Source organism: Bradyrhizobium sp. MI1.11, assembly GCF_055811255.1.
In genome coordinates this window covers 143,184-169,027 of the sequence record NZ_JBVVPM010000007.1, presented here as the reverse complement: position 1 = coordinate 169,027, position 25,844 = coordinate 143,184, and the positions used below count along the sequence as shown (strand labels likewise).

Here is a 25,844-nt window from a genome sequence, read left to right as displayed (position 1 = left end):
TGCTAGGCGCCGTACAATGAAGCTGCTAACCATTGCCGCTTCGTTTGACCCAGGGATCACGGACCGAAGCATGGACAACCGCAGCGACATCTGGCGTGGCATCGACACGATCAAGGCACGTTTCATCGACCTCAGCGACAAGGTCTGGGGCATGCCCGAGGTCTGCTACACCGAGGCGCGGTCCGCCGCAGAACATCTCGCCGAGTTGCGTCATCAGGGTTTTCGCATCACCGAGCAGCTCGCGGGCATTCCGACCGCGGTGATGGGCGAATGGGGCGAGGGCGGACCGGTCATTGCCTTCATGGGGGAATATGACGCGCTGCCGGGCCTGAGCCAGGAGGCGGGCGTCGCGGAGCATCGTCCGGTCGAGACCGGCGGCCACGGTCATGGCTGCGGCCACAATCTGCTCGGTTCCGCAGCTCTCCTCGCCGCGACCGCGGTGAAGGACTGGCTCGCCGAGAACAAGGTGCCGGGCCGCGTGCGCTATTACGGCTGCCCCGCCGAGGAAGGCGGCGCGGCAAAAGCGTTCATGGTACGCTCCGGTGCATTTGAAGACGCCGACATCGCCATCACCTGGCATCCGCACAGCTTCTGGGAAGTCGCGGTGACGCCGTCACTCGCCAACACCCGCGCCGATTTCATCTTCACCGGCCGCACCTCGCATGCGGCAGCCTCGCCGCATCTCGGCCGCTCCGCGCTCGACGCTGTGGAGCTGATGAATGTCGGCGTGAACTATATGCGCGAGCACATGCCGAGCGACGCGCGCGTGCACTACGCGCTGCTCGACACCGGCGGCATCGCCCCGAACGTGGTGCAGGCGCATGCACGCGTGCGCTATTCGATCCGTGCCCGTGATCTGCCCGGCATGAACGAGCTGGTTGGACGCGTGAGCAAGATCGCGGAGGGCGCGGCGCTGATGACCGAGACCAAGGTCGAGATGAAGATCATCTCCGCGGTCTCCAACATCCTGCCGAACACGCCGCTGGAGCAGGCGCTGCACCGGGTCATGGAAGAACTCGGACCGCCGCATTTCGACGACGCGGACAAGGGCTTTGCCACGGAGATCCGCGCGACGCTGAGCGACAAGGACATCGAGTCGGTCTATTACGCGATCGGCATGGAGCCGACCGACCGGCCGCTGGCTGACTTCCTGGTGCCACTCGATGCCAAGCGCAATCCGCTGGTCGGCTCGACCGACGTCGGCGACGTGAGCTGGGTCGTGCCGACCGTGCAGGTCCACGCACCCACGGTTGCAATCGGCACGCCCTTCCACACCTGGCAGGTGGTCGCGCAGGGCAAGAGCGCGCATGCTCACAAGGCCATGGTGCAGGCCGCTAAGGCGATGGCCGGCATCGGCATCAAGGCGCTGACGGACCCGGAGCTGATCAAGGCTGCCAAGGCTGACCTCGAGAAGCGGACGGCCAAGACGCCTTACGTCTGTCCGCTGCCAGACCACGTCGCGCCGCCGCTCGACATGTCCGTGGCGTAGAATTTCGCCTCGATACTTCGTCTGATGCGGCGACCAAATTTTCTGCAGTGCAGCGCGGAATTCAGCGTGTTTTGATGCTGGATTGCCGAACGGATGGGCTGCGGAATATGGTTTTGCCCAACAGACAGTCAGAAGACCGTTTGCATACACACGGTCGCAGTTGACGCGCACCCCATTCGGTGTGCCATCTACCGCCAGCCAATCCCGGTGGTCGCCTCGCGCGACCGCCTGCATCCATACGGGAACCAGACGGGGACAACCATGCTGGATAAAGAACTGCGTTCGATGATCGGTGACGTGAAGGACGGGCGGATGGATCGCCGCGGCTTCATTCAGCGCCTGGCTGCCGTGGGTCTCACCGCGCCTTTGGCCAACCAGATCCTCGCGCTTGGTGGCGTCGCCATGGCTGAGGGCGCCTCGACCTACAAGCCGACCAAGCGCGGCGGCGGTGGTGCGCTCAAGCTGCTGTGGTGGCAGGGGCCCACCCTGCTCAATCCGCATTTTGCCACCGGCACCAAGGACCAGGACGGCGCGCGCCTGTTCTACGAGCCGCTCGCCTGTTGGGATCCCGACGGCAACATGAAGCTGGTTCTGGCCGCCGAAATTCCCTCGATCCAGAACGGCGGCCTCGCCGCTGACGGCAAGTCGGTGACCTGGAAGCTCAAACCCGGCGTCAAATGGCATGACGGCACGCCGTTCACAGCCGACGACGTCGTCTTCAACTGGGAATATGCCAAGGATCCGGCGACCTCCGCACTGACCATCGCGACGCTCCGCGACATCACGGTCGAGAAGGTGGACGACCTCACGGTCCGCATCCTGTTCAACAAGCCGACGCCGTTCTGGGCCGACGCTTTTGTCGGGGCTCCCAATACCATCATCCCAAAACATCTGTTCAAAGACTATATGGGGTCCAAGTCGCGGGAGGCGCCGACCAACCTCTCGCCGGTCGGCACCGGCCCCTACAAGTTCGTCGAATTCAAGCCGGGCGATCTTGTCCGCGGCGTGATCAATCCCGATTATCACATGGCGAACCGGCCCTATTTCGATTCGATCGAGATGAAGGGCGGCGGCGATGCCGTCTCTGCCGCGCGCGCGGTGATCCAGACCGGCGAGTATGATTTCGGCTGGAACATTCAGGTTGAGGACGACGTGCTGCTGCGCCTGGAGAAGGGCGGCAAGGGAAAGACCGTCTACGCCGTCGGCGGCGACACCGAATTCATCGCGCTGAACTTCACCGACCCCAACACCGAGGTCGATGGCGAACGCTCCTCGATGAAGACCAAGCACCCGCTGTTTTCCGATCCGGCGGTGCGCAAGGCGCTCTCGCTGCTGATCGATCGCGAGTCGGTCAAGAAGGCGATCTACGGCCGCGCCGGTCGCACCACCGCCAACTTCCTCAATGGGCCCGAAAAATTCGTGTCCAAGAACACCTCGTGGGAGTTCAGCGTCGAGAAGGCCTCGAAGATCCTCGACGATGCCGGCTGGAAGCCGGGCGCCGACGGCATCCGCGAAAAGGACGGCAAGAAGCTCAAGCTCGTCTATCAGACCTCGATCAACGGGCCGCGCCAGAAGACGCAGGCGATCGTCAAGCAGGCCTGCCAGAAGGCGGGCATCGACGTCGAGCTGAAATCGGTCGTCGCCTCCGTGTTCTTCTCCTCCGACGTCGGCAATCCCGATACCTATTCCAAGTTCTACGCCGACATGGAGATGTTCCAGATCCCGCTGAGTCAGCCCGTTCCGTCGCAGCACATGCGTCGCTACCTTTCGAACCTCGTTGCCACCAAGGAGAACAAGTGGCAGGGCACCAACTTTCCGCGCTGGGTCAACAAGGAGTACGACGCGACCATCCAGGCCGCCGACGGCGAGATGGATCCGGTCAAGCGCGCGGCGCTCTACATCAAGGCCAATGATCTCATGTACCAGGACATCGTTTTCATCCCGGTGCAGCACCGCCTGAAGGTCGAGGCGGCCGCCAACAATCTGCGCCCGGTGGTTTCGGGCTGGGCCAACGAGACCGACAATTTGTTCGACTGGTACCGCGAAGAATGATCACGCACGCCTAGAGCGGTCCTTCTTCATGAGCCAGTATGTCCTGCGTCGCCTCCTGATCGCGATTCCGAGCCTGCTCGGAATTTCGCTCGTGCTGTTCGTCGTGCTCGCACTAGCCCCGGGCGATCCCTTCTCGGAGCTGGCGACCAATCCGAACGTGCCGCCCGAAGTCGCTCTCGCGCTTCGGGCGAAGTTCGGCCTCGACGATCCGATCTACCTTCGTTACCTGCACTGGCTCAACGCCATGCTGCACGGCGACTGGGGTTTCTCCTTCGTCAGCCGGATGAACGTCGACACGCTCATTCTCCAGCGACTGCCAACGACGCTCTATGTGATCGGCTCGGCGCAGATCCTGGCGCTCCTGATCGCGATCCCGGTCGGGGTCTATGCCGCAACGAAACCTTATTCGCTGTTCGACCAGGTCGCCAACACGCTCGCCTTTGTCGGCTTCTCGCTGCCGACCTTCTTCACCGGCATCCTGTTCATCCTGATCTTCTCGGTCACGCTGGACTGGCTGCCTTTCGTCTACACGACCGACATCAAGGGCACGGGTATTCACTGGGTGCTGGAGATGATCCGTCAGGCGATCATGCCGGTGGCGGTGCTCGGCCTGTTCCAGGCTGCCTCGATGACGCGTTTCGTGCGCTCGGCGATGCTGGACGTGATCCGGCTGGACTACGTCACCACCGCGCGCGCCAAGGGCATCGGCCAGCGGCGGGTGATCATCAAGCACGTGATGCGCAACGCGATGATCCCGGTCGTCACGCTGATTGCGTTGCAAATCCCGGCGGTGTTCGGCGGCGCCATCGTCACCGAGCAGATTTTCCGCATTCCCGGCATCGGCTCGCTGCTGATCTCCTCCATCCTTTCCAACGACACGCCGGTGGTGATGGCCGTCACCTTCGTCTTTGCGTGCCTGGTCGTGCTGTTCAACCTCATCGCGGACGTTCTTTATGGCTGGCTTGACCCTCGCATCTCCCTCCGCTGAGCGGCGCGTCTACTCGCCCTGGCGCGAGACGTGGCGGCGCTATAGCCGCCACAAGCTTGCCGTCGTCAGCGCGTTCCTGCTCCTCGTTCTGATCCTGGCGGTGGTGGTCGGCCCCTTTATCTGGCGGGTCAAGATCGACGACATCGACATCGTGGCGGGCATGCAGGGGCCGTCGCTGGCCCATCCCTTCGGCACCGACGATCTCGGGCAGGACATCCTCGCCCGCATGATCTATGGCGGGCGCATCTCGCTTGCGGTCGGCCTCGCGGCGATGCTGGTCTCGGTATTTGTCGGGGTGCTGATCGGCGCGCTCGCCGGCATGTCGCGCGGTGCGCTCGGTCATGGGCTGATGTGGCTCACCGATCTCTTTTTGTCGCTGCCGCAATTGCCCCTGCTGCTGCTGCTGATCTATCTCTTCCGCGATGGGCTGAAGGCCGCTTTCGGCCCCGAGGGCGGCATTTTCATCCTGATCGTGCTCGTGATCGGTGGCTTGCGCTGGATGCCGGTCGCGCGCCTCGTCCGCGCCCAGTTCCTGTCGATCCGGGAGAAGGAATTCGTCGAAGCCGCGCGCGCGCTCGGGGCAAGCCCGGTGCGGCAGGTGGTGCGCCATATCCTGCCCAATGCGCTGGGTCCGGTGATCATCGCCGGAACCATCGACGTGGCCGCAGCCATCATCGCGGAATCGACACTGTCCTTCCTCGGCCTCGGCTTCCCTCCGGATACGCCGACCTGGGGCCGGCTGCTTTATGACGCGAAAGACTTTCTCGACATCGGCCCGCACTGGGCGCTGTTTCCGGGCGGCGCGATCTTCATCGCGGTGGTCGCCATCAACTTCATCGGCGACGGCCTGCGTGACGCGCTCGATGCGCGGCGGGTGATCTGATGGCGCCGTTGCTCGAGATCAAGGGACTGAAAACCCACTTCTCCACCGACGACGGCATCCTCCAGGCCGTCGACGGTGTCGATATCTCCATTAACCGCGGCGAGACGCTCTGCGTCGTCGGCGAATCCGGCTGCGGCAAGACCGTCACCGCGATGTCGATCCTGAAGCTGATCGCGATGCCGCCGGGTCGCATCGCGGCAGGCGAGATCATTTTCGAAGGCCGCGATCTCGTGCCGCTGACGAGCAGTCAGCTCGACGAGATCCGCGCCAAGGAGATCGGCTTCATCTTCCAGGAGCCGATGACCTCGCTCAATCCGGTGCTCACCATCGGCGAGCAGATCGCCGAAAGCCTGCGCCGCCATGAGAACGTCACCAGGAAACAGGCGCTCGAGCGCACCATCGAGATGCTCAAGCTGGTGCAGATACCCAATGCCGAAGGCCGCGTGCACAACTATCCCCATCAGTTCTCCGGCGGCATGCGCCAGCGCGTGATGATCGCGATGGCGCTTGCCTGCAAGCCGAAGCTGATCATCGCCGACGAGCCCACCACGGCCCTCGACGTCACCATTCAGGCGCAGATCCTCGATCTGCTCCAGGACATGAAGGAACGTTTCGGCATGGCGGTGATGCTGATCACCCATGCCATGGGCGTCGTCGCCGAGACCGCGCAACGCGTCGTCGTGATGTATGCCGGCAAGGTCGTGGAGGAGGCGTCTGTCGACGAGCTCTTCGGTAATCCCGGCCATCCCTATACCCAGGGACTGATCCGCTCGATCCCGCGCATCGATCTGGACAGCGAGCACAAGGTGCGGCTGGAGGCGATCGGCGGCTCGGTGCCGATCCTGATCAATCCGCCGGTCGGCTGCCGCTTCGCTCCACGCTGCCGCCACGCCATGAGCGTCTGCACCGAGAGGGAGCCGCTGCTGCGCGAGATCGCGCCAGGCCACCGCATGGCCTGCCATTTGGGAGATACGCAGTTGGGAGGCACAGCATGACCGAGCCCTTGCTCCGCGTCAGCGGCCTGAAGAAATATTTCCCCGTGCACGGCGGCCTGCTGTCGCGTCAGGTCGGCAGCGTTTATGCCGTCGATGGGGTCTCGTTCTCGGTCAACCGCGGCGAGACGCTCGGCCTCGTCGGCGAATCCGGCTGCGGCAAGTCGACGACCGGACGCTGCGTGCTGCGCCTGATCGAGCCGACCGACGGCGAGGTCGTTTTCGACGGTCAGGATGTCCGCCAGCTCGGCGGCAACGATTTGCGCGCGATGCGGCGGAACATGCAGCTTGTGTTCCAGGATCCGTTCGCCTCTCTCAATCCGCGCATGACGGTCGGCGCCATCCTCGGCGAAGCCCTCGTCATCCATAAGCTCGGCTCATCGGCCAAGGAGCGTGAGGATCGCGTCGCGAGCCTGCTGGTGAAGGTCGGGCTCAAGGCCGAGCACATGCGCCGCTATCCGCATGAATTCTCCGGCGGTCAGCGCCAACGCATCGTGATCGCGCGTGCGCTCGCAGTCGAGCCGAAACTGATCGTCTGCGACGAACCGGTGTCTGCGCTCGACGTCTCGATCCAGGCGCAGGTCATCAACTTGCTGGAAGATCTCCAGGCCGAGCTGAACCTCACCTATCTCTTCGTCGCGCACGATTTGTCGGTGGTCGAGCACATCTCCGACCGCGTCGCGGTGATGTATCTTGGCCGTATCGTCGAGCTCGCCAAGGCCAGCGACCTCTACCGCAATCCGCAGCATCCCTACACGAGGGCGCTGTTATCAGCGGTGCCGGTGCCCGATCCCAAGCTCAAGCGCGAGCGCATCCGCCTCAAGGGCGACGTTCCGAGCCCGATGAAGCCGCCGTCGGGCTGCCACTTTCACACCCGCTGTCCCATCGCCCAGCCGCGTTGCGCAGAAAGCGCACCGGAGCTGAAGGAAGGAGCGGGCGGGCACTTCGTGGCGTGCCATCTCGCCTGACGCCTGACGCCGAGAAATGCGGAGCACGCATTCATGCTTGAAGCAGGCCGTGCTCCGAAAGGGCCTGCCTGAAAGCCTCAACCGAGGTGTGGTGATGCGCGAACAGACCCGCCTCTCGCGCGCCGGCGACATTGGGCATGAGATCGTCGACGAACAGGACGCTCTCCGGTTTGACGTCGAGCTCCGACAGACAAAGGCGGAAGCAGCGCGGGTCCGGCTTCGCCGTCTTGAACCGGGCCGAGGCATAGATTCGGGAGCCGAACAGCGGCGGCAATTCCGGCAGCAGCGCAGCGATATGGTCGGCGACCAGCGTGGTGTTGTTGGTCAAGACGGCAATGTCGATGGTTTGCCGCAAGCTGCCGGCAATCTCCAGCATCGCACGATCGGCCTGCATCGAACGGCGTCGCGCCTCGATCCACTCGTCCAGTGACAGCGGATAGCCGATGCGGTCGCCGAAGCCCCGCAAATAGTCCGCGGCGTCGAGAGTGCCGGAATCGCCGAGCAGCTCGAAGCCGCTGTCCCAGATCGCCTTGTGGACGGATTCGCTCGTGGTCCCCGCAAGCTTCGCCAGCCATGCGACACGCTTTGCCCTGTCGTAGTCGCAGAGGACATTGTCCATGTCGAAGAGGACGAGTTTGATTTTACCAGTCACAGCAGCACTCTCGGATTGGCCGACCATCCGGCCGTGATCCAAGCCATACCGCGCTGGAGCGCGGGCGACAAATCCGGGGCAACGGTCGATCCGTCACGCGCTCCTGGCGGGCCAGGGAACGACCTGTCCCGACATCACCAGCCGGTCACGGCCGTTGTCCTTGGCGGCGTACAGCGCGCGGTCGGCGGCGGCGACCAGCGTGCTGCAGTCCGTCGTGGTTTGGGATGGAAGGCTCGTCGCGCCGCCAATGCTTGCAGTCACCAGGCGGGAGGGGGGACTTTGCGCATGCAGCATGGCGAGATCTTGCAGGGCCTTGCGAATCCCATCGCCGACCTCGGCGCAGCCCTCGGGACCGGTGTTCGGCAACAGCACGGCGAATTCTTCGCCACCATAGCGCGCCGCGAGATCGGCCGGGCGCTTGGTGTGCGCTGATAGGATCCGGGCCAGCGCGCGCAGGCATCCGTCACCCGCCAGATGGCCATATTGGTCGTTGAATTTCTTGAAATGATCGACATCGATCAACAGGAGCGAGAGCTGCGAGCCGTCGCGCCGGGCCCGCGCCCATTCATCAGCGAGGCGCTCGTCGAATGCGCGTCGATTGGCGAGCCCGGTGAGGCCGTCGGTCGTCGCAAGCGAGGCGAGCTTGTCCTGAAGGTCCTTCTGCTCGGTCATGTCGCGCACCACCGCGACGACGCCGTCGATCTCGCCGCTGTCCGATGCCAGGGTCACGTGCAACGCCGCCTCCGCCCAGATCTCGCCCTTGTCGCGATGACGCTGGCGATAGACGAACCGCGCCTCCTCGGCCTCGCCATTCTTAAGCGCGGCGATGGCCTGCTCAACCCGCTCGATGTCGTCGGCGTGAATGCCGGCCAGGGCCGAGGTGGCCAGCAGTTCGTCAGAGGACCAGCCCGTGATGCGTACGCAGGAGGGGGAAACGTAGAGCAGCCGGTTGTCGAGCCCGATCCGGGTCACCATGTCGCTGGATTGCTCGGCCAACAGGCGGAAGTTTGCTTCGTTGACGACGAGGGCCTGGGCCATGCGCTGCCGCTGCACGAGTTGACGGACCAGGTAGAAGCCAATCACCGCGATCAGCAGCACGAGGCCTAGGACGAAGGTGCCGCGCGCAGCCGCGGCTTGCCGCCAGGGCGCCAGCACGTCGTCCCGCGACTTGCTCGCCAACACCATCAGGGGATAGCGGCTGCTGCGTTGGTAATAGCTCAGCCGCTGGACGCCATCGAGCGGCGACTTGAAGTAGTAGACTGCTGCGGCGGGACGGCTTTCCCATCCCTTGAATAAGGGCGCATTGGACAGGTCGCGTCCGACAAAGGCGCCGCTCTCGTCGCGGCTGCGCGCCAGCATGATGCCGCTATCGTTGAGCAGCGATGCCGAGCCGTTCGTACCGATGTCAAACCGCTCGTAGAACGTAACGAAATAGCTGACATCGATCGTGAGCAGGGCAACGCCGGCGAAGCCGCCGTCCGCATCGTTGATCCGGCGGGACGCGGTGACGACCCATTGGCCCCCGGCTCGACTCTTCACGGGCGATCCGATCAACGTGCCCATCTCGGGCGAGTCACGATGACGCTGGAAATATTCGCGGTCGCTGTTGTTGAGCTTGGAGAAATCGAGGTGCTCGGTCGTAGCCAGCCACTGCCCGGTCGCGTCATAAACGAAGATACCGCGGATGCGGTCCGATGATTTCCGTGTCGGCAGATAGGCCTGAAGCTTGGCAATCGTGTCCGGACCCGTCCCGTCGATTTCGAGCCGATGGACCAGGCCTACGAGGATCGTATCAACGAGTTCGAACGTGTCGTCCGCATGCTGGATCAGCGAATGCGCCAGATTGGCGACATCGATCTCGGCGTTCCTGAGTTCGGCGTTGCGGGTTTCCCATTCGCGCCAGCCGCTCAAGCCGAGGATGGCGAAGCAGGTCAGGATGACGAAACCCGCCGCCCAGAGCGGAAGGCGCGTCTTTCCGAGTTCTCGGCCCGTGGTCATCAGGCTTGCTCCATTTCGGCGCAAACCTCTCACTTTGGCCTTAACGGGCTGTTGCAACATCCGCGCGGATTGTGCGCTTCCGGTCGGAACAGTTCTCGACAACTGACGGGCTATTGTCGAGCTAACCAGGCTGGCCTCAGGTGTCGGCTTCGCCCGGGCTTTCTGCCTCACTCATCCAGCGTGAAGCCGACGCGCAGTGTCACCTGGTAGTGGCGCACGGCACCGTTCTCGATATGGCCGCGCGTTTGCACCACCTCGAACCATTTCATCTCGCGAACGGTCTTGGCGGCACGGCTGACCGCGTTCTTGATCGCATCCTCGATCGAGGTCTCGGACGATCCGACCAGTTCCAGGATCTTGTAGACGTGATCCGTCTCGCTTGTGGCCATGACTATTCTCCCCTCGTGCTGTGGCGGGACCGGATATGTCTGTCGCGGACAACTGGCGCCCGCGCGACATCCGGCCTCAACTCTGAACGGATGCCGGCGCTCCGAGTTCCGTCCCCGGCAGGAGCCTGCCGCTCGCCTTCCGCGCGCTGCCTAGGCGTCCCATTTTTTAAGTGCACGAAAATCTGGATCGCGTGTGCAAGCGGCGCTCCCGAATTGGCGCGCGGTCGCGGGCCTGCTCTTGCCCATCCCGACATGAGCGAGCTAACCTCAGCCTTTCCTCTGGCATCTTCGAAGTGCGGTGATGATGGAGCGTTTGACGAGGGGCGCTCTGGCTGCGATCGGTCTCTGCATTGTGCCTGCGCCGGGCATCGCGCAGGACGATCTCGATGCTGCCCCGGTGAGCATGTCGCTGCAGGTCACGACTGATCCCTCCACCATCGAGTGCCGCCGGCTGGAGACGGTCAATCCGGCCTCGCTGGTCTTCTTGCCGCTGCGCCGGACCTTCAACGAGGATTTTGACGAGCATCCGCTGGCGAACGGACGCTGGGTGTCGCACTACGCCGGTGGTGCGGCCTGGCCGGAGGCGCGCTACTGGGGCGGCGACGGCTCCGACTTCAAGCGCAAGACCAGCGCCAATGGCGAGCAACAGATCTATGTCGATCCGCGCTACGCCGGGCGCGCCTTGGCGCCGCTCGGGCTCGATCCGTTCAAGGTCAAGGACGGCGTGCTGTCGATCGTCGCCAGCCGTACGCCGCCGGGGTTAAAGCCGGTGCTGTTCAACAACGAGTACATCTCCGGGATCCTCACGACCCAGGGCACGTTCGCGCAGAAGCACGGCTATTTCGAGATCCGCGCCAAGGTGCCGGTCGGACACGCGGTGTGGCCGGCGTTCTGGATGCTGGCGGATGACGGCGGCTGGCCGCCGGAGGTCGACGTGCTGGAAGGCCGCGGCGAAAAGCCGGGTGATCTCGTGATGACGACGCATTGGCGGATTCCCTCGACCCAGAAGATCCAGTCCTGCGGCTTCGACTTTGCGGTCGGCGACGCTTCGAGCGCATTCCACACTTACGGTGTGCTGTGGGAGGAGGATCGCCTGGTCTATTTCATCGACCGCAGGCCGGTGTCCGACATCAAGGTGCCGATCGGATTCGACGATCCCATGTACATGATCGTCAATCTCGCGATCGGATCGAAATTCTTTCTCGGGGTCGGACCTGTCGACGCGGAGTCGCCGCCTACCGTCGCATTCGAGATCGACCGGATTTCCGTCTACCAGATCGATTTGGAGCAGGCGCGCAGATAGCGAAGCTCGCTGATCTGTCCCGGCGTTGAGCGGCGCGAGTCAACGATGGACTGCCGCGGGCCTGCACGCCGACGCTACGGATCCAGCTCCGTATCCCAGTAGAGATAGTCCAGCCAGCTGTCGTGCAGATAGTTCGGTGGGAACAGCCGGCCGTTGCGGTGGAGCTGGTGCACCGTCGGCGCGAACGCGTGCTGGCGTGGAAACATCTTGGCCTGCACCGGCGTCAGATTACCTTTGCGCAGATTGCAGGGCGAGCACGCCGCGACCACGTTCTCCCAGGTGGTCTGGCCGCCTTTGCTGCGCGGGATGATGTGGTCGAAGGTGAGGTCTTCGGGCGAGCCGCAATATTGGCAGGCGAAACGATCGCGCAGGAAGACGTTAAATCGGGTGAAGGCAGGGTGCGTGGTCGGCTTGACGAACGATTTGAGCGAGACGACGCTCGGCAGCTGCATTTGCAGCGTGGGACTATGGACCGCCTGATCGTAATGCGCGACGATGTTGACGCGGTCGAGGAATACCGCCTTGATCGCGTCCTGCCACGACCACAAAGACAGTGGGTAGTAACTCAGCGGCCGGAAGTCCGCATTCAGCACCAACACCGGCCAATGGCCTTGCGAGACATGTGCGTTCAAGTAACGCTCCTGGCCTCCAATGTACGCTGCGAAGCAGCACGTACTGACATACTACATGCAGCGTGACGGGATTGTGAAGCCCGTTGAGCGACTTATTCCGGCACAAGCAATGCGGCCGGGGGGGTGGCAAACCGCGCAAAACGCCGTGATTTCCAGGTCCGAGGCCGTGGAGGCCGCGCCATCCTGACAGCGCGACGTGGATGTGCCGAGGCAGCTACTCCCGCACCCGCTCCAGCTTCTGCAAACATCGCGTCGCGCGCACCGCGGCCGGCATCTCCTCGTCCGGAAAGCTGGTCTTCCAGTCGGTGACGCCGACCTCGCCGACATAGATGTCATCCTTCGAATCCAGCGCAATGCCGTGCGGCGCCAGGAATTTTCCGCTCGCAATGCCCGGGCCTGCCTCGCCGCCAAGCCGCGCGATGCGGTTGCCTTTGGCGTCCACGATCGACAACCGCGGGCCGAGATTGGGCACCTTGCGGTTGACGGCCAGGCCAGGGCCGAGTTCCCCGATGACGAAGGTCGGGCTCTTGCCGCCGCCGCAGCAGCATAGCGCACAGGGGCGGTGCAGATTGTTCCACTGCGTCTCGTACTTACCGTTGCCGTCGAACACCTGCACGCGGTGGTTCTCGCGGTCGGCGACATAGACAAAGCCGTCGGCATCGGTGGCGATGTTGTGCACGATGTTGAACTGGCCGGGATCAGTGCCGGGCCCACCCCAGCTCGTCATCAGCTTGCCGCCAGGCGTGAATTTGTGGACGCGCGCATTGCCATAGCCGTCGGAGACGTAGATTTCGCCCTTCGGCGACAGCGCGGTGTGGGTGCAGCGGTGGAACGGATCGCCGCTCATGAACGGTGACGGTTTTTCGGGGATGCCGATCGTCAGCAACACCTTGCCGTCGGTGGTGCACTTGCGCACGGTGTGGTCGCCGTCATCGGTGCAATAGAGATTGTCGTCGGCATCGATATGCAGGCCATGGGCGCGCGAGAACAGGCCTTCGCCCCAACTGCGCAAGAAATTGCCGTCGCGGTCCAGCACCACCATCGGATGGGCCCCGCGGTTGAAGACGTAGACGCGGTCCTTGCTGTCGACTCCGACCGAGGCGACGTCGGTGAGCTGCCAGCCGTCCGGCAGCTTTGCGAAGTTCTCAACGACGCGGTAGCGGTGCTCGCCGGTGCCGAGAATGGCTGGCATGGGTGTTCTCCTCTTATTCGTATCGGCGATGCGCGATCGTCTCCACACTGTCATTGCGAGCGCAGCGAAGCAATCCAGACTGTCTCTGCGGAAAGATTCTGGATTGCTTCGCTGCGCTCGCAATGACGAGGCTTAAGCCGTGCCCGCCTCACGCCCCAAAATCCCTTCCTCGATCGCCTTGATTTGGAGCGCGAGATATTTCGAGTTGATCCGGCATTGCGCGAGGCTGCCGGCGATGAACCAGAGGCCGGGTTGCCTGGTGCGCGCATACATGTTGCGCAGCTCGAGGCCGTCGCCAAAACCCCAGATCGGGCCGACTCGCTCGGCGACGCGGTCGCCGAACAGTTTCCGCACCAGATATTCCTGCGTCTTGTAACCGGTCGAGAGCACGATCAATTCGGCCGGAAGGCTTGCGCCGTCCTTCATCCGGACGCCCTCGGTGACGAAGCCCTCGATGTCGGAAAACTGCCTGAGCTTGATCGCACCCTCGACGATGAGGTTGGAGCAGCCGACATTGAAATAATAGCCGCCGCCACGGGTGAGATATTTGAACTGCCAACCGGTGCCGGCCTCGCCGAAATCGAGTTTGAAGCCGACGCGCCGCAATCCGTCGAGCAGCTCCTTGTCGAGCTCCTTCGACTGCTCCGTCAGCATCACATGGGTCTTCTTCGCCAGCGGCGTCGGCATCGAGGTGGCGATCAGATCATTGTCCTCGAGCGTGCCCTCATTGTAGGTCGCATAAGCGAGTTGGGCCGACGGCTCGATATTGGTGACGAGCGTAGGTGAACGCTGCACCAGCGTCACGTCGGCGCCACTGGAGTGAAGATCCTGCGCGATATCGTGACCGCTATTGCCGGTGCCGATGACGATGGCGCGTTTGCCCGTCCAGCTCTCGCCGTCCTCGTAGCGGCTCGAATGCAGCAGCGTGCCCTTGAAGTTATCGAGGGTCGGAATAACAGGCACATTGGCGATGCCGCTGACGCCGGTTGCCATCACCACATGGCGGGGGTGCATGATACGCTCACTGCCGTCGGTGTGCCGCAGTGTGACCGTCCAGTGGCCTTTCGCATCGTCGTAGGCGCCGCCCTCGAATTCGGTGCCGGTCCAGAAGTTCAGCTCCATCGCGTCGACGTAAGCTTCGAACCAGTTGGCGAGCTTGTCCTTGGGGATATAGGTCGGCCAGCTCGGCGGAAACGGCATGTAGGGCAAATGATTGACCTGCACCTGGTTGTGCAGGGTCAGCGCGTGATAGCGCTTGCGCCAATTGTCCCCGATCCGTGCCTCGCGATCGACGATCAGTGTGTCGATCTTCAACTGCTTCAGCCGCGCCGCAATTGCGAGCCCGGCCTGGCCGCCGCCGACCACCAGCACGGTGGGATCGCGATCGGTGTAGTCGCGCGAGGCGCTGCGCAGGTCGAGCCAGTTCGGTCCACGGAAGTCGCGTGAATAGGCCTGGCCGCGCGGCCGCGAGGTGCCGAGCTGCTCCTCGAAGCCCTTAAGCTCGTCGAGCGCGGTGAGGAGCGTCCACGCTTTCGGGCGGTCGCCGTCGTTGGCGTCGGGCACAAGCCTGACGATGCCGCTGCCGCGCCCCAGTGCGGTTTCGAAATTGAAGATCGCTTCGATATTGTTGGTCCCGGCACGCGTCACCCAGCGCGGTGGCGGGCGGTTCGGCGCGATCTTGAAGCTGCCCGGCGCGACCTTTGCGGCGAGCGTTGTCAGCTCCCGCTCGATCGAGCCGCCGCCGGCGATCGTTTGCAGGTTCCAGCTGAATGCCAGCGCGTCGCGCCAATAGCAGTCGGCGAGGAACAGACGATCCAGCCCAGCGCCATCGGGTGCGCCAAGCGTGCGCTCAAATTCATCGAGCCAGGCTTGCGCGGATGCGGCAATATCCTTCGTCCTGTCCAGCATGCGCGACCTCGTGCCGTCTTCGCGGCGTTTCCTCTAGGGTCGAAAGCTATACTGTTTCGCAGACGGCCAATAGCCGATTACCCGAGCAGTGAGAACATGTGCCCCTGCTTCAGCGGAATGCACCCGTTGAGAGAGACCTGCGGCACCCTCGTGGTTTCAAGGAGGGGGCACGCGAAAAAGGCTCCACCTTGGTGGAGCCTCCCTCGCGCTCTTGGGATTCACAGCCGCTCGCGTAGCGGCGAGCGAACATCCCTACCTACCCCGCATCCCAGTGCCGTACAGCTCGCGCTCACGGCCGATATCGTCAGGAGACAGCGGTGGGCTTGCGGCATCGAAGCCATTCCAGCCGGACTTCTGCCAGGCGGTGCTCCGTTCCTGCAGGTTCACGGCCTTCTCGTGCAGAAGGGCATCGAGACGCGTGCGGTCCTGGTCGGGTACCCGGGCCGATACCAGCGTTCCGCCACGACGGACGCCCTCCGCGTAGCGCGACGCATCATCCTTGGAGACGCCGGCTTCGGTCAGCGCGCCAACGATGCCGCCCGTCGCGGCGCCGGCCGCGGCACCAACTGCGGTCGAAGCCAGCCATCCGGCGGCAACTACCGGTCCGAGCCCCGGAATGGCCAGCAAGCCGAGTCCTGCAAGCAGGCCCGCCGCGCTGCCGATTCCAGCGCCGATGCCGGCACCCGTGCCGGCGCCTTCGGCGCGATCGTCGACGCCGTCGCGATCGCGGTCGACCTTGGCGGTGGAGGAGCCGTACCAATTATCGGAATTGTTCGCGACGATGCTGATGTCGGAGTGCGGCACGCCCGCGGCCTCCAGACGCCTGACCGCACGTTCCGCATCCGGATAGGTGTCATAGAGTCGAGAAATGGTGGTGGTCATGCTTGATCCTCCTTACTTGGCGGGGTTCACGTTGCCCTGGAAGTCGACGCTCACGTCCGCCTTGGTCCCGGACTTGTCGGCCTTGCCGCGCCAGACGCCATTGTCGTCCTTTTGCAGGCCGGAAACATTGGAATAGCCCGCGCCCTCGATCTTCGACTTCGCCTGTCCCTCGGTGAAGCTGTTGCGGCCTGCAACCGGTGCGTTGGAGTTGTTGTGATCAGAGCTGTTGACGGCGTTGTTGCCCGGGCCGCTTTGTGCCTTTTGCGACTGTGCGCTTACGGGCATTGATCCGAGCAGCAGGACAGCCGCAGCGAGCGAAACTAGACGTGACATAGTTTATCCTCCGGCAGTGATTGTGCCGGTCGACAACAGACGAGATTCGAATTGGTTGCTCTGCCATTTGCGACGGAAGCGCGGGTCTTCAAACTGGTCGATATTGAAGAGGCCCAGGAACGATTGCCACTCGTTCCCGTTTATACGGTCGCGCTCTCTCGGACGCGTGCTTTCACGCCGCCCAATAGGGCTCCCGCAGTTTGCGCTTGAAAATCTTTCCCGTTGCCTCGCGCGGCAGAGCGTCGCGGAATTCGACGTCCTTTGGCACCTTGAAATTGGCAAGCCGCTCGCGCAGGAACGATCGGACAGCGTCGGCCGAGAGCTCGGCATCGGATTCAGGCTCGACAAAGGCGCACAGCCGTTCGCCGAATTCCGCGTCCGGGATGCCGAACACGGCACAGTCGCGCACGCCGGGCATTCCGATCAGCACGTTCTCGATCTCCGCGGGATAGATGTTGACGCCGCCGGAGATCACCATGTCGCGCTTGCGGTCGCACAGGAACAGATAGCCGTCCGCGTCGAGGTAACCGACGTCGCCGACGCTGACGAGGCCGTCACGGCCGGCCTCGGCCCTTGCCTGCGACCTGCCGTGATAGTCGAAATCGGGCACTGCCGTCTGGCGCATGTAGATTTCGCCGACTTCGTTGGCACCGCACTGGCTGCCGTCATCGCGGAAGATCCTGACGATGCCGCCTTCGATGGCGCGGCCGACCGTGCCGGGCTTCTTCAGGGCTTCCTCGGCCGAGTGCCACACCGGGATCCCGGTCTCCGTCGAGCCGAAATATTCGTTGATGACCGGTCCCCACCATTCGATCATAGCGCGCTTGACGTCTGGCGGGCAGGGCGCGGCGCCGTGCACGACGAAACGCAGGGACGACAGGTCGTAACGTTGCCTGACCGCTTCGGGCAACCGCAGCAGCCGGACGAACATGGTCGGTACCATGTGAATGTGCGTGACGCGGTGGCGCTCGATCAGCGCCAGCAGCTCCTCGGCATCGAACCGCGCCTGGAGGATGATGGTGCAACCGCTGCGGAACGCCAGCATGCCGTAGGAATGCGGCGCCGAGTGATACATCGGCCCGTTGATCAGCACGATTTGGTCTTCCCGCGGCTTGATGCCGTAGGCGATCCCGCCCACACGTTCCGAGGCGGCCGCCTGTTCGGGCTGCATCGGCATGCGCCGCACGCCCTTCGGCATGCCCGTTGTCCCCGATGTGTAGATCATTGCTGCCGCGCGCCGCGGCGGCTCCTGCGCTTGCGGATGGTCGTCGCGCCAGCGGTCCCAATCGGTCAGTCCCACCGGGATCTCGGTCAGCTCCCGAGGGATCGAGAAGGTCGCTGCGAGTTCGGGCGGGGTCGCGACGACCAGGAGAAGGACATCGGCAGGTATGCCTTCACGGATCTGCGGCAGCAAATCGGCATGGCAGACCAGGATCTTCGCCCCGCTGTCGGCCAGAATGTAACGGACCTCCTCGGCTTTCAGATGCCAGTTGATCGGCACCACCGGACTGCCCAGCGCGGCGGAGGCCGCAACCACCTCGAAGAGGGCGAAATCGTTGCGTAGCATCATCGCGACCGGCGCGGCCTCGGCGAGCCCCAGGGCGCGGAAGCCGCTCATCGCCCGCTTGATCCGGGCCCGGATGTCGTCATAGCTGATCTGGCGTTCGCCGCTGATGATCATGGCGTCTCCTCATTCCGCTCGTCTAGCGATCATCCAGCACGTCGCCGAAGCTGACCCAGCTCTTGCCATTGAAGCGCCGGAGCTGAAGCTGCTGGAACGGCAGATAGTCGTCGGGGCCGGTCGCAACAGCCATTCCCGGCAGCAGCAGCGGCAACGTCACGTCCTTCAACGAGGCCGCCTGGCGCATGATGTTGTCGCGGCTGATATCATCCTTGCACGCCTTCAGCACCGTCATCAGCAGCGTGGCATAGTGATAGCCCGCGGCGTAGTTGGAGTTGGAGAGGTCCGCGGTCGGCATGTAGCGCTTCATGAAGGCGAAGTATTCCTTCACGCCGGGATCGTCGGCCCATTGCGGATCCATCGTGTCCTTCTGGTTGCTCGACGAGATCAGACCAACGGCGTTGTCGAGGCCCGCCGGCTCCAGAAACGAGATCGACGACGCCGAGGTCGGCACGAAGAACAGCTCCGGCTTCCAGCCGATCTCGGCCACGCCCTTGACCATCTGCGAGGTGAACTTGCCGAGCACGACGCCGAACAGCACGTTGGCGCCTGACGCCTTCAGCGTCGAGAGCTGCGAACTGATCGTCGGCGCGCTGGTCTCGTAGCTCGCCTCCGCGATGATCATGCTTGCGGCCTTGGGCCCGAGCGCTCGCTTGAACCCCGCCACATAATCGCGGCCGAAATCATCGTTCTGCGACAGGATCGCGATCTTGGCGTCGGGCTTGGCCTGCAAAATATATTTGGCGTAGACCACGCCCTCGGATTCGTAGGCCGCCATGCCCGGCATCGTCCACGGGTTCTTCTGTGGATCGGCCCATTTGGTGGCGCCGGAGAGCACGAATAGCTGCGGCACCTTCTTGGCGTTGAGATAGCGCTGCACGGCGCTATTGGTGGCGGTGCCGAGCGAGCCGAACATCATCAGCACCTCCTCTTGCTCCACCAGCTTGCGGGTCTGCTCGACGGTCTTCGGCGGCGAATAGGCGTCGTCCAGCGTGATGAACTTGACCTTGCGGCCGTTGATGCCACCTTCGGCATTGACCTTCTCGAAGAACGCTTCCTGCGTCCGTCCGATCGCGCCGAAGCCAGAGGCCGGACCGCTGTAGGGCAGGGTCTGCCCGATGCGGATCTCGTCGCTGCCTTCGGCGTGGGCGCTGCCGCCAGCGAGCGTCAGCAGCGACATGCCGATCAGTGCGGCTGCCAGCTTCATGGTGTCCTCCCGTTTTATTGTCGGTCTGAGACGTCAGGCGCTGACGCGCATCAGGAAATCCTGTCGGGCCTGGTCGAATTCCTGTTTCATCCGGTCGACGAGCTCGGCGACCGGCGGCGCGTCGGCGATCTGGCCGATACCCTGGCCGGAGCCCCAGATGTCGCGCCACGCTTTGGATTTCATGTTGCCGCCGGAGCCGAAATTCATCTTCGTCTTGTCGGCGGCCGGCAGATTGTCCGGATCGAGCCCGGCCGCGGCGATCGAAGGGCCGAGATAGTTGCCGTGCACGCCGGTGAAGAGGTTGGTGTAGACGATGTCGTGCGCAGCGTGCTGGGTCAGGGCGGATTTGTAGGCTTCGTCAGCGTTGGCTTCCTTCGTCGCGATGAAGCGCGTGCCCATATAGGCGAGGTCGGCGCCCAGTGTCAGCGCGGAAGCGATTGCGAATCCGTCGCTGATTGCGCCCGACAGCAGGATCGCGCCGTCGAACCATTGCTTGACCTCACGTACCAGCGCGAAAGGCGAGAGCGTTCCTGCATGTCCTCCAGCGCCTGCGCAGACCAGAATCAGGCCGTCGACGCCTTGCTCGGCGGCCTTGCGCGCGTGCTTGACGTTGACGACGTCGTGGAAAACGAGGCCGCCGTAGGAATGCGCGGCCTCGACGAGTTCGGCGGGCGGCCGTAGCGAGGTGATGATGATGGGCGCCCTGTGCTTCACACAGGTCTCCATGTCCTTCATCAGCCGGTCGTTGGAGGCGTGGCAGATCTGGTTGACGGCGTAGGGCGCGACCTTCTTGCCGGGATTGCGCGACTTGTATTCGCCGAGTTCGTCCTCGATGCGGTTCAGCCACTCGTCGAGCTTTTCCACCGGACGGGCATTGAGCGCCGGAAACGAGCCGACGACACCGGCCTTGCACTGGGCGATCACCAGCTCGGGACCGGAGACGAGGAAGAGCGGCGAGCCGACCACGGGCAGCTCGAGCGAATCCTTCAAGAGAGCGGGCAGCGCCATGATGTCCTCCCGGAAACGCAGCCCGCCGGCAGGCGGATGACGAGGCGTTTCCCTGTTGGTCGTCGCGGGCGAGTTGCCGCCCATGTTTCATTTGACGCCATTATAGGGGTTGGAGTGCGGCCTCCGATCGTTCAATATTGAACGGACGACTATTCAGATTTGAACAGAGGCCGCTTATGGACTGGGACCTTTGCAAGACCTTCGTCGCCGTAGCCGAAACCGGCAGCTTCACCGGCGCGGCACGCCGGCTGCACAGCAGCCATCCCACCGTCAGTCGCAAGATCGCGGCGCTGGAAGCCCAGCTCGGCACCAGGCTGGTGGCACGCGCCGCCGACGGCCTGGCGCTGACCGCGGATGGACGGACATTGCGCGAGCACGCCGAGGCGATGGCGGCGGCCGCGCTGCGGGCGGAGACGGCAGTCTCGGCCGGAGGGCATAAGGCGCGCGGGACCGTCAAGCTGTCGATCGGGGCGACGCTGGCGTCGCATTGGCTGATGCCGTGCCTGCCTGCTTTCCTGCGCGCGCATGATCACGTCCAGCTCGAGATCATCACCCATCCGTTTCCGGCGAGCGTGCGCCGGCGCGAGGCGGACGTGGTGCTGCGGCCCTTCGACAGCGGCGAGGAAAATCTGGTCGGCCGCAAGATCGGCCGTCTGGGCACCGGGTTCTACGCCTCGCGGGACTACGCCGGCGGGCGGTCCTTGCCGGAACGGCGCGGCGAGTGGAAGGGGCACAGCGTCATCGGTTTCGCCGATCAGACCTCCAACATCCAGCTTGCGCGCTGGAGCGACATCGTCACGCGTCAGGCCAGGGTGGTGATGCGCTGCTCGTCCCAGGGCGATATGCTGGCGGCGGTCCGCGCCGGACTCGGAATCTCCGCCTTGTCGTGTTTTGTCGCCGAAAGCTACCCCGATCTCGTGCGCATCGCGCCGCAGAAGCTCGCAAGCGTGGCCGACCTGTGGCTGCTCGCACACCCCGACCTCGTCGAGCTGCCGGCGGTGCGGGCCGTCATCGACTTCGTCGCCGATTGCGCCCGGACCGATCGCGTTAGGCTGCGGGGCTAAGCTGATCCGGCGAGCACGCCTTCGCGTTTTTTCACCGCGCGATAATAGCTCCACCACAGATGCGCCGCCGCGCCGCGCAGGGGGCGCCAGGGTTCGGCGAGCGGCGCCATCTGCTTCTCCGTCGGCCGCGCCTGCAAGCCGAGCCCGATGCGGATGCCTTCCTGCACGGCGAGGTCGCCGGCCGGCCAGGCGTCGCCATGGCCGAGGCAGAACAGCAGATAGACGTCCGCAGTCCAGGGTCCGATGCCGGGCAGTGCGATCAGCGTGTGATGCGCGGCATCGGCGTCTTCTTCGGCGAGCACGTCGAGGTTCAGCCGCTGTGCGGTGATCTCGCGCGCGAGATGTTTCAGCGTCTTGATCTTGGCGGCGGACAGGCCGAGCCGCCCCAATCGGTCGGTGCGGGCGCGGCGGACCGCGTCATGGTCGAATGGATCGAAAGCCGCCGACAGCCGCCCCCAGATCGCCGCGGCGCTGGCTGTGGAGAGCTGCTGCCCGCAGACGATATGGGCAAGCCCCGCAAAGCCCGGCTCGCGCCGCCGCAACGCCGGCATGCCGGCGATTGCGAGCACGGGCTTGAGGCGCGGATCGCGCTTGACCAGCGAGTGGACGGCTTCTTCGAGGTCGGACTGGGTCTCGAGGTGGATGGTCATCGCTTGCTCAACTTGTCATGCGCGGGCTTGACCCGCGCATCCATCTCCTATCGTAACAGAGTGTTGGAGATGGATGATCGGGTAAGTCCGGCCATGACGAGATTTGTGCATATGTCGCCACCCGTTTTCCGATTTGCCCCCAGTCCGAACGGCTACCTGCATCTCGGCCACGCCTATTCAGCGCTGTTGAATTCCGACCGCGCGCGAGAGACTGGCGGGCGGTTGCTGCTCCGCATTGAGGACATCGACGCGACGCGTTGCCGGCCGGAATATGAGACTGCGATCTACGAAGACCTCGCCTGGCTCGGCATTGCCTGGGAGACGCCGGTGCGGCGGCAGTCGGAGCATCTCGACGCGTATCGGACGGCGCTGGACAGGCTCTCGGCGCTCGGCCTGGTTTATCCCGCCTTCGAAAGCCGCGCCGAGATCGCAAGGCAGGTTGCGGCGCGTGAAGCGGATGGGCCGTGGCCGCGCGATCCCGATGGCGCGCCGCTCTATCCCGGCGCCGCCAGATCGCTGTTCGCCAACGAGCGTGACCGCCTCATCGACACCGGCGCGCCTTATGCGCTTCGGCTCGACATGGCGGCCGCCTGCCGCCGCGCCGCCGGCCTGAGCTGGAACGAACTGGGCGTGGGGCCCGATGGTGAGCGTGGCGTCGTCCCGGCGCGGCCAGAAGCCTGGGGGGACGTCATTCTGGCCCGCAAGGAGACGCCGACCAGCTACCATCTGTCCGTCGTTGTCGACGATGCGCTCCAGGACGTCAGCGAGATCGTGCGGGGCCAGGACCTGTTCCACGCCACTTCGGTCCACCGTCTGCTTCAGGTTCTGCTCCGCCTGCCCGAACCCGTCTACCGTCACCATGGGCTACTTCGTGACGAGGCCGGCCGGAAGCTGTCGAAATCAACCAGCTCGACCGGCCTACGTGAATTGCGCGCTGCCGGCGCCATGCCGGCCGGTATCCGCCAGCTGGTGGGATTAGGTTAAGTTTCTCTGGGGGTTAGCCAAACGCCGCCGTGACTCCGGGTGTTCCGCCGTGCCATGCTCACCTCACGGCCCGGGTTCGAAGGGGGATACTTCGAAGGGGAGTTATGGCGGCGAAAACGCGCGGAGCGCGCACTACGGGGACGTCCAAGCGAGTGGCTCGGAAGCGCTCCGGGCCGACCGCCCGGTTGCGCAAGCGCAGCATCAAGCGGGCCGAGCCGGACGTCGTCCAGGCCGCGCTTGCCGCCTTCGCCCATGAGGTCCGCACCCCCCTGACCGGCATTCTCGCGATCAGCGACTTGCTCGCGACTTCGGATCTCGGCGAACGGGAAAGACGCTGGGCCGACACGATCAAGGCCGGTGCCGAGCATCTGGCGAACCTTGCCACCCTGTTCGTCGATGCCGCCAGAACCGGCAAGGGGACCGGCAAAAGCGTCGGAGGTGGAAGCTCGCTGCGGCAGGATTTGTTCGACCTGCGGACCCTCGCCCGCAACGCCGGCGATTCGCTGGCCGGTCGCGCCGCGGCCAAGGGTCTCCAGGCCGAGGTCGATATCTCGGAGAAGCTGCCGGGGCTGGTAGTCGGGGATCCCGTCCGCCTGCGCGCCGCGCTCGAGAACCTGATCGACAATGCCGTGAAATTCACCGAGCACGGCGGCGTGGCGCTCACGGTCGCGCCTTGGCGTTCCGTCAAGAGCAAGACCAAGAGCCAAGGCAAAGCAAAGGGCAAAGGCAAGGTCGGCGTCGCCTTCGCCGTGTCCGACAGCGGCATCGGCCTCACCATGGCCGAGATCAAACGGTTGTTCCGGCCGTTTACCCAAGCCAATGTCACCATTGCCTCGCGCTTCGGCGGCGCCGGACTGGGCCTGTCGTCGGTGAAGCAACTGGCGCGCGCGATGGGCGGCGACATCACGGTCGCCCCTCGGCCCGGCGGCGGCGCCACCTTCACGTTGACGGTGTCGGTGTGTGCCACGGGATCGGGCAAGTCCCGCAAGTCGAAGGGCGAAGCCGAGATGGATGCGGTCCCGGCGCTGCGCTTGCTCAGCGTCGAGGACAATCCGTTCGGCCGCGTCGTGCTCAACACCATCCTGACCGAGCTCGGTCATCATGCCGAGTTCATCGGGCGCGGCGAGGACGCGGTGAACCGGCTCGCGCAGGGCGCCTTCGACGCGGTGCTGATGGATATGGTGCTGCCGGGCATTAATGGCGTCGAGGCGATCAGGCGGATCCGCACCATGGCGACGCCGCTGGCTCAGATCCCCATCATCGGGGTGTCAGGTCGCGGCGAAGACGAAGTCGCCTCACGCGAGGCCGGCGCCGACGCCTTTCTGGTCAAGCCTGTGTCTCCGCGGGCGCTAGCGACTGCGCTGCTTGCAGCGACACGCCGTGAGGAAGCCGCGACTTGATGATCGCGGCGTTGAGCTCGCCGCCGAAAACGAAGATCGCGGCGATGAAGTACAGGAACACCAGCGCGATAATCACCGAGGCGAGCCCCGCATACATCGTCACGTAATTGTTGGCGAAGCGCGCGAGGTACTGGCCGAACACGATGCCCGAGATCAGCGACGCCACGATGGTGAAGACGATGCCGGGCAGGATCTGGAGGAACCGGCGCCGTCCCGCCGGCAGCCAGGTATGCAGGATGATCAGCGCCACCACCAACGCGGCGACGGTGATGCCGTAGCGCAGCCAGGTGAGGATCCTCTCGTTGGATTCAACGAACAGCGGAATGTGCGCACGCGCGGCCTCGATGAGCAGCGGCCCGAGCACGATCAGGAATGCCATGGCGAGCGCGGTGAAGGCCGCAATCAGCGTGTAGGCGATCGATTCCAGCCGTAGCCAGTACCAGGGCCGCATCTCCACCACCGCATAGGCGCGGTTGAGCGCGACCCGTAGCGCCTCGACGCCGTTGGAGGCGAAGTAGACCGACAGCACCGCACCGATGGTGAATAGGCCGGTGCGGGTCGTGGTCAGCACGTCGTGGACTTCCCCCGAGATCGAATCCGCGACCTGCTTGGGCCAGACCTGAAGCATCAGGCTTGCGGCCTGATCGGCGAGTTCCTTGGAGCCGAAGAAGCCGGCGAGCGATGTCAGGACGATCAGGAACGGGAATAGCGCCATCAGCGTCGACAGCGCGATATGGCTCGCGATCGCCCAGCCGTCATCGGCGAGGAACGTGTAGAACGCGTCCATTACGACAAGGTAGATGGTGCGGATTGCCTTCACGCGCCACCTACACCGCTGGCGCCGCTCGCTCGCCCCGCTTGCGGGGAGAGACGAAGAAGGCGGGCAATTCGCGCAAATCGGAGATCATCCAGCTAGCTTCTGATATTATTGGCTTAAAAGCCAGATCGGGAACGCCATGGCGGACCGGCGCGCAGGGTGTTATCTACCCTCGAATGGCATCTCTCCTGAGTACTTTCATCCTGCCGATTGCGGCCGGCGCCGTGGCGTTGGTGCTGCTGCTCGGCCTCATCAACATGATGCGCGGCGGCTCGCCCAATACTTCGCAGAAGCTGATGCGCTGGCGCGTGCTGCTTCAGTTCGTGGCGATCGTCATCGCGATGGTCGCCGTGTGGGCGATGGGGCGTTAAC

24 protein-coding genes are annotated in these 25,844 nt (G+C 64.3%); 11 read left to right on the top strand and 13 right to left on the bottom strand.

Annotation, left to right across the window (positions count from 1 at the left end; genetic code table 11):
- Nucleotides 1–70: 70 nt before the first annotated feature.
- The 6 genes from AC0L30_RS09950 (at nt 71) to AC0L30_RS09925 (ending at nt 7,372) form a co-directional block, all read left to right on the top strand.
- On the top strand, nt 71–1,489 hold the full coding sequence (locus AC0L30_RS09950; RefSeq protein WP_035993690.1) for a M20 family metallopeptidase: 1,419 nt from the start codon (nt 71–73) through the stop codon (nt 1,487–1,489).
- Between the two features lie 261 nt (nt 1,490–1,750).
- Complete coding sequence (locus AC0L30_RS09945; RefSeq protein WP_473404210.1) at nt 1,751–3,541, top strand: peptide ABC transporter substrate-binding protein; 1,791 nt, start codon at nt 1,751–1,753, stop codon at nt 3,539–3,541.
- Nucleotides 3,542–3,569: 28 nt separating this feature from the next.
- Entirely contained in the window at nt 3,570–4,529 is a 960-nt protein-coding gene (locus AC0L30_RS09940) for an ABC transporter permease (protein WP_007597394.1), read from the top strand.
- Entirely contained in the window at nt 4,495–5,412 is a 918-nt protein-coding gene (locus AC0L30_RS09935; RefSeq protein WP_007597392.1) for an ABC transporter permease, read from the top strand. Before AC0L30_RS09940 ends, AC0L30_RS09935 begins: the two co-directional genes overlap by 35 nt.
- The gene (locus AC0L30_RS09930; protein ID WP_007597391.1) at nt 5,412–6,407 is read left to right on the top strand and encodes an ABC transporter ATP-binding protein; all 996 of its coding nucleotides are present in this window, start codon (nt 5,412–5,414) and stop codon (nt 6,405–6,407) included. Before AC0L30_RS09935 ends, AC0L30_RS09930 begins: the two co-directional genes overlap by 1 nt.
- Nucleotides 6,404–7,372 carry an ABC transporter ATP-binding protein gene (locus AC0L30_RS09925; RefSeq protein WP_007597389.1) on the top strand — a complete coding sequence of 323 codons (969 nt, stop codon included), beginning with the start codon at nt 6,404–6,406 and terminating at the stop codon, nt 7,370–7,372. The genes AC0L30_RS09930 and AC0L30_RS09925 overlap by 4 nt, the downstream gene beginning before the upstream one ends.
- Before the next feature lie 31 nt (nt 7,373–7,403).
- On the opposite strand, the gene AC0L30_RS09920 is transcribed toward AC0L30_RS09925, so the two are convergent.
- The 3 genes from AC0L30_RS09920 to AC0L30_RS09910 form a co-directional block, all read right to left on the bottom strand.
- On the bottom strand, nt 7,404–8,051 hold the full coding sequence (locus tag AC0L30_RS09920; RefSeq protein WP_007597385.1) for an HAD family hydrolase: 648 nt from the start codon (nt 8,049–8,051) through the stop codon (nt 7,404–7,406).
- A 66-nt stretch (nt 8,052–8,117) separates the two neighbouring features.
- On the bottom strand, nt 8,118–10,022 hold the full coding sequence (locus AC0L30_RS09915; RefSeq protein ID WP_473404209.1) for a sensor domain-containing diguanylate cyclase: 1,905 nt from the start codon (nt 10,020–10,022) through the stop codon (nt 8,118–8,120).
- Between the two features lie 167 nt (nt 10,023–10,189).
- Entirely contained in the window at nt 10,190–10,411 is a 222-nt protein-coding gene (locus AC0L30_RS09910; RefSeq protein WP_018453224.1) for a dodecin, read from the bottom strand.
- Nucleotides 10,412–10,712: 301 nt separating this feature from the next.
- Between AC0L30_RS09910 and AC0L30_RS09905 the strand changes: the two genes are divergently transcribed.
- Nucleotides 10,713–11,714 carry a glycoside hydrolase family 16 protein gene (locus AC0L30_RS09905; RefSeq protein WP_219680521.1) on the top strand — a complete coding sequence of 334 codons (1,002 nt, stop codon included), beginning with the start codon at nt 10,713–10,715 and terminating at the stop codon, nt 11,712–11,714.
- A 74-nt stretch (nt 11,715–11,788) separates the two neighbouring features.
- Here the strand turns inward: AC0L30_RS09905 and AC0L30_RS09900 are convergent, their stop codons facing one another.
- From AC0L30_RS09900 to AC0L30_RS09865, 8 genes are all read right to left on the bottom strand, one after another.
- Nucleotides 11,789–12,346 carry an HNH endonuclease gene (locus tag AC0L30_RS09900; protein WP_007597381.1) on the bottom strand — a complete coding sequence of 186 codons (558 nt, stop codon included), beginning with the start codon at nt 12,344–12,346 and terminating at the stop codon, nt 11,789–11,791.
- Between the two features lie 214 nt (nt 12,347–12,560).
- Nucleotides 12,561–13,538 carry a peptidyl-alpha-hydroxyglycine alpha-amidating lyase family protein gene (locus AC0L30_RS09895; protein ID WP_473404208.1) on the bottom strand — a complete coding sequence of 326 codons (978 nt, stop codon included), beginning with the start codon at nt 13,536–13,538 and terminating at the stop codon, nt 12,561–12,563.
- A 132-nt stretch (nt 13,539–13,670) separates the two neighbouring features.
- Nucleotides 13,671–15,446, bottom strand: a complete 1,776-nt coding sequence (locus tag AC0L30_RS09890; protein ID WP_473404207.1) for an NAD(P)/FAD-dependent oxidoreductase — start codon at nt 15,444–15,446, stop codon at nt 13,671–13,673.
- 252 nt (nt 15,447–15,698) lie between these two features.
- Nucleotides 15,699–16,328: a general stress protein gene (locus AC0L30_RS09885; RefSeq protein ID WP_007597374.1), complete on the bottom strand. Its 630-nt coding sequence runs from the start codon at nt 16,326–16,328 to the stop codon at nt 15,699–15,701.
- Nucleotides 16,329–16,340: 12 nt separating this feature from the next.
- The gene (locus tag AC0L30_RS09880) at nt 16,341–16,661 is read right to left on the bottom strand and encodes a PepSY domain-containing protein (RefSeq protein WP_007597366.1); all 321 of its coding nucleotides are present in this window, start codon (nt 16,659–16,661) and stop codon (nt 16,341–16,343) included.
- A 172-nt stretch (nt 16,662–16,833) separates the two neighbouring features.
- Nucleotides 16,834–18,342, bottom strand: coding sequence for an acyl-CoA synthetase (locus AC0L30_RS09875; protein WP_354199943.1), 1,509 nt, complete (start codon nt 18,340–18,342; stop codon nt 16,834–16,836).
- Between the two features lie 22 nt (nt 18,343–18,364).
- Entirely contained in the window at nt 18,365–19,549 is a 1,185-nt protein-coding gene (locus AC0L30_RS09870) for an ABC transporter substrate-binding protein (RefSeq protein WP_007597363.1), read from the bottom strand.
- Between the two features lie 33 nt (nt 19,550–19,582).
- The gene (locus AC0L30_RS09865; protein ID WP_473404206.1) at nt 19,583–20,557 is read right to left on the bottom strand and encodes an NAD(P)H-dependent flavin oxidoreductase; all 975 of its coding nucleotides are present in this window, start codon (nt 20,555–20,557) and stop codon (nt 19,583–19,585) included.
- Between the two features lie 176 nt (nt 20,558–20,733).
- On the opposite strand from AC0L30_RS09865, the gene AC0L30_RS09860 reads away from it, so the two are divergent.
- Complete coding sequence (locus AC0L30_RS09860) at nt 20,734–21,621, top strand: LysR family transcriptional regulator (RefSeq protein WP_473404205.1); 888 nt, start codon at nt 20,734–20,736, stop codon at nt 21,619–21,621.
- On the opposite strand, the gene AC0L30_RS09855 is transcribed toward AC0L30_RS09860, so the two are convergent.
- On the bottom strand, nt 21,618–22,271 hold the full coding sequence (locus AC0L30_RS09855) for a DNA-3-methyladenine glycosylase family protein (protein WP_219680501.1): 654 nt from the start codon (nt 22,269–22,271) through the stop codon (nt 21,618–21,620). The genes AC0L30_RS09860 and AC0L30_RS09855 overlap by 4 nt on opposite strands.
- Before the next feature lie 111 nt (nt 22,272–22,382).
- On the opposite strand from AC0L30_RS09855, the gene gluQRS reads away from it, so the two are divergent.
- Nucleotides 22,383–23,255, top strand: coding sequence for a tRNA glutamyl-Q(34) synthetase GluQRS (gene gluQRS / locus AC0L30_RS09850; protein WP_354126842.1), 873 nt, complete (start codon nt 22,383–22,385; stop codon nt 23,253–23,255).
- A gap of 104 nt (nt 23,256–23,359) precedes the next feature.
- Nucleotides 23,360–24,655: an ATP-binding protein gene (locus AC0L30_RS09845; protein ID WP_473404204.1), complete on the top strand. Its 1,296-nt coding sequence runs from the start codon at nt 23,360–23,362 to the stop codon at nt 24,653–24,655.
- On the opposite strand, the gene AC0L30_RS09840 is transcribed toward AC0L30_RS09845, so the two are convergent.
- The gene (locus AC0L30_RS09840) at nt 24,582–25,475 is read right to left on the bottom strand and encodes a YihY/virulence factor BrkB family protein (RefSeq protein ID WP_473404203.1); all 894 of its coding nucleotides are present in this window, start codon (nt 25,473–25,475) and stop codon (nt 24,582–24,584) included. The two genes, AC0L30_RS09845 and AC0L30_RS09840, sit on opposite strands and share 74 nt — an antisense overlap.
- 173 nt (nt 25,476–25,648) lie before the next feature.
- On the opposite strand from AC0L30_RS09840, the gene AC0L30_RS09835 reads away from it, so the two are divergent.
- A complete protein-coding gene (locus tag AC0L30_RS09835) occupies nt 25,649–25,843 on the top strand; it encodes a twin transmembrane helix small protein (protein WP_035974492.1) in 195 nt (64 codons plus the stop codon).
- Nucleotide 25,844 lies beyond the last annotated feature (1 nt).

Coding starts and splice junctions, on each gene's coding strand:
- AC0L30_RS09950 (WP_035993690.1), top strand. CDS start 71: ATGGACAACCGCAGCGACATCTGGCGTGGCATCGACACGATCAAGGCA.
- AC0L30_RS09945 (WP_473404210.1), top strand. CDS start 1,751: ATGCTGGATAAAGAACTGCGTTCGATGATCGGTGACGTGAAGGACGGG.
- AC0L30_RS09940 (WP_007597394.1), top strand. CDS start 3,570: ATGAGCCAGTATGTCCTGCGTCGCCTCCTGATCGCGATTCCGAGCCTG.
- AC0L30_RS09935 (WP_007597392.1), top strand. CDS start 4,495: ATGGCTGGCTTGACCCTCGCATCTCCCTCCGCTGAGCGGCGCGTCTAC.
- AC0L30_RS09930 (WP_007597391.1), top strand. CDS start 5,412: ATGGCGCCGTTGCTCGAGATCAAGGGACTGAAAACCCACTTCTCCACC.
- AC0L30_RS09925 (WP_007597389.1), top strand. CDS start 6,404: ATGACCGAGCCCTTGCTCCGCGTCAGCGGCCTGAAGAAATATTTCCCC.
- AC0L30_RS09920 (WP_007597385.1), bottom strand. CDS start 8,051: ATGGTCGGCCAATCCGAGAGTGCTGCTGTGACTGGTAAAATCAAACTC.
- AC0L30_RS09915 (WP_473404209.1), bottom strand. CDS start 10,022: ATGACCACGGGCCGAGAACTCGGAAAGACGCGCCTTCCGCTCTGGGCG.
- AC0L30_RS09910 (WP_018453224.1), bottom strand. CDS start 10,411: ATGGCCACAAGCGAGACGGATCACGTCTACAAGATCCTGGAACTGGTC.
- AC0L30_RS09905 (WP_219680521.1), top strand. CDS start 10,713: ATGATGGAGCGTTTGACGAGGGGCGCTCTGGCTGCGATCGGTCTCTGC.
- AC0L30_RS09895 (WP_473404208.1), bottom strand. CDS start 13,538: ATGCCAGCCATTCTCGGCACCGGCGAGCACCGCTACCGCGTCGTTGAG.
- AC0L30_RS09890 (WP_473404207.1), bottom strand. CDS start 15,446: ATGCTGGACAGGACGAAGGATATTGCCGCATCCGCGCAAGCCTGGCTC.
- AC0L30_RS09885 (WP_007597374.1), bottom strand. CDS start 16,328: ATGACCACCACCATTTCTCGACTCTATGACACCTATCCGGATGCGGAA.
- AC0L30_RS09880 (WP_007597366.1), bottom strand. CDS start 16,661: ATGTCACGTCTAGTTTCGCTCGCTGCGGCTGTCCTGCTGCTCGGATCA.
- AC0L30_RS09875 (WP_354199943.1), bottom strand. CDS start 18,342: ATGATCATCAGCGGCGAACGCCAGATCAGCTATGACGACATCCGGGCC.
- AC0L30_RS09870 (WP_007597363.1), bottom strand. CDS start 19,549: ATGAAGCTGGCAGCCGCACTGATCGGCATGTCGCTGCTGACGCTCGCT.
- AC0L30_RS09865 (WP_473404206.1), bottom strand. CDS start 20,557: ATGGCGCTGCCCGCTCTCTTGAAGGATTCGCTCGAGCTGCCCGTGGTC.
- AC0L30_RS09860 (WP_473404205.1), top strand. CDS start 20,734: ATGGACTGGGACCTTTGCAAGACCTTCGTCGCCGTAGCCGAAACCGGC.
- AC0L30_RS09855 (WP_219680501.1), bottom strand. CDS start 22,271: ATGACCATCCACCTCGAGACCCAGTCCGACCTCGAAGAAGCCGTCCAC.
- gluQRS (WP_354126842.1), top strand. CDS start 22,383: ATGTCGCCACCCGTTTTCCGATTTGCCCCCAGTCCGAACGGCTACCTG.
- AC0L30_RS09845 (WP_473404204.1), top strand. CDS start 23,360: ATGGCGGCGAAAACGCGCGGAGCGCGCACTACGGGGACGTCCAAGCGA.
- AC0L30_RS09835 (WP_035974492.1), top strand. CDS start 25,649: ATGGCATCTCTCCTGAGTACTTTCATCCTGCCGATTGCGGCCGGCGCC.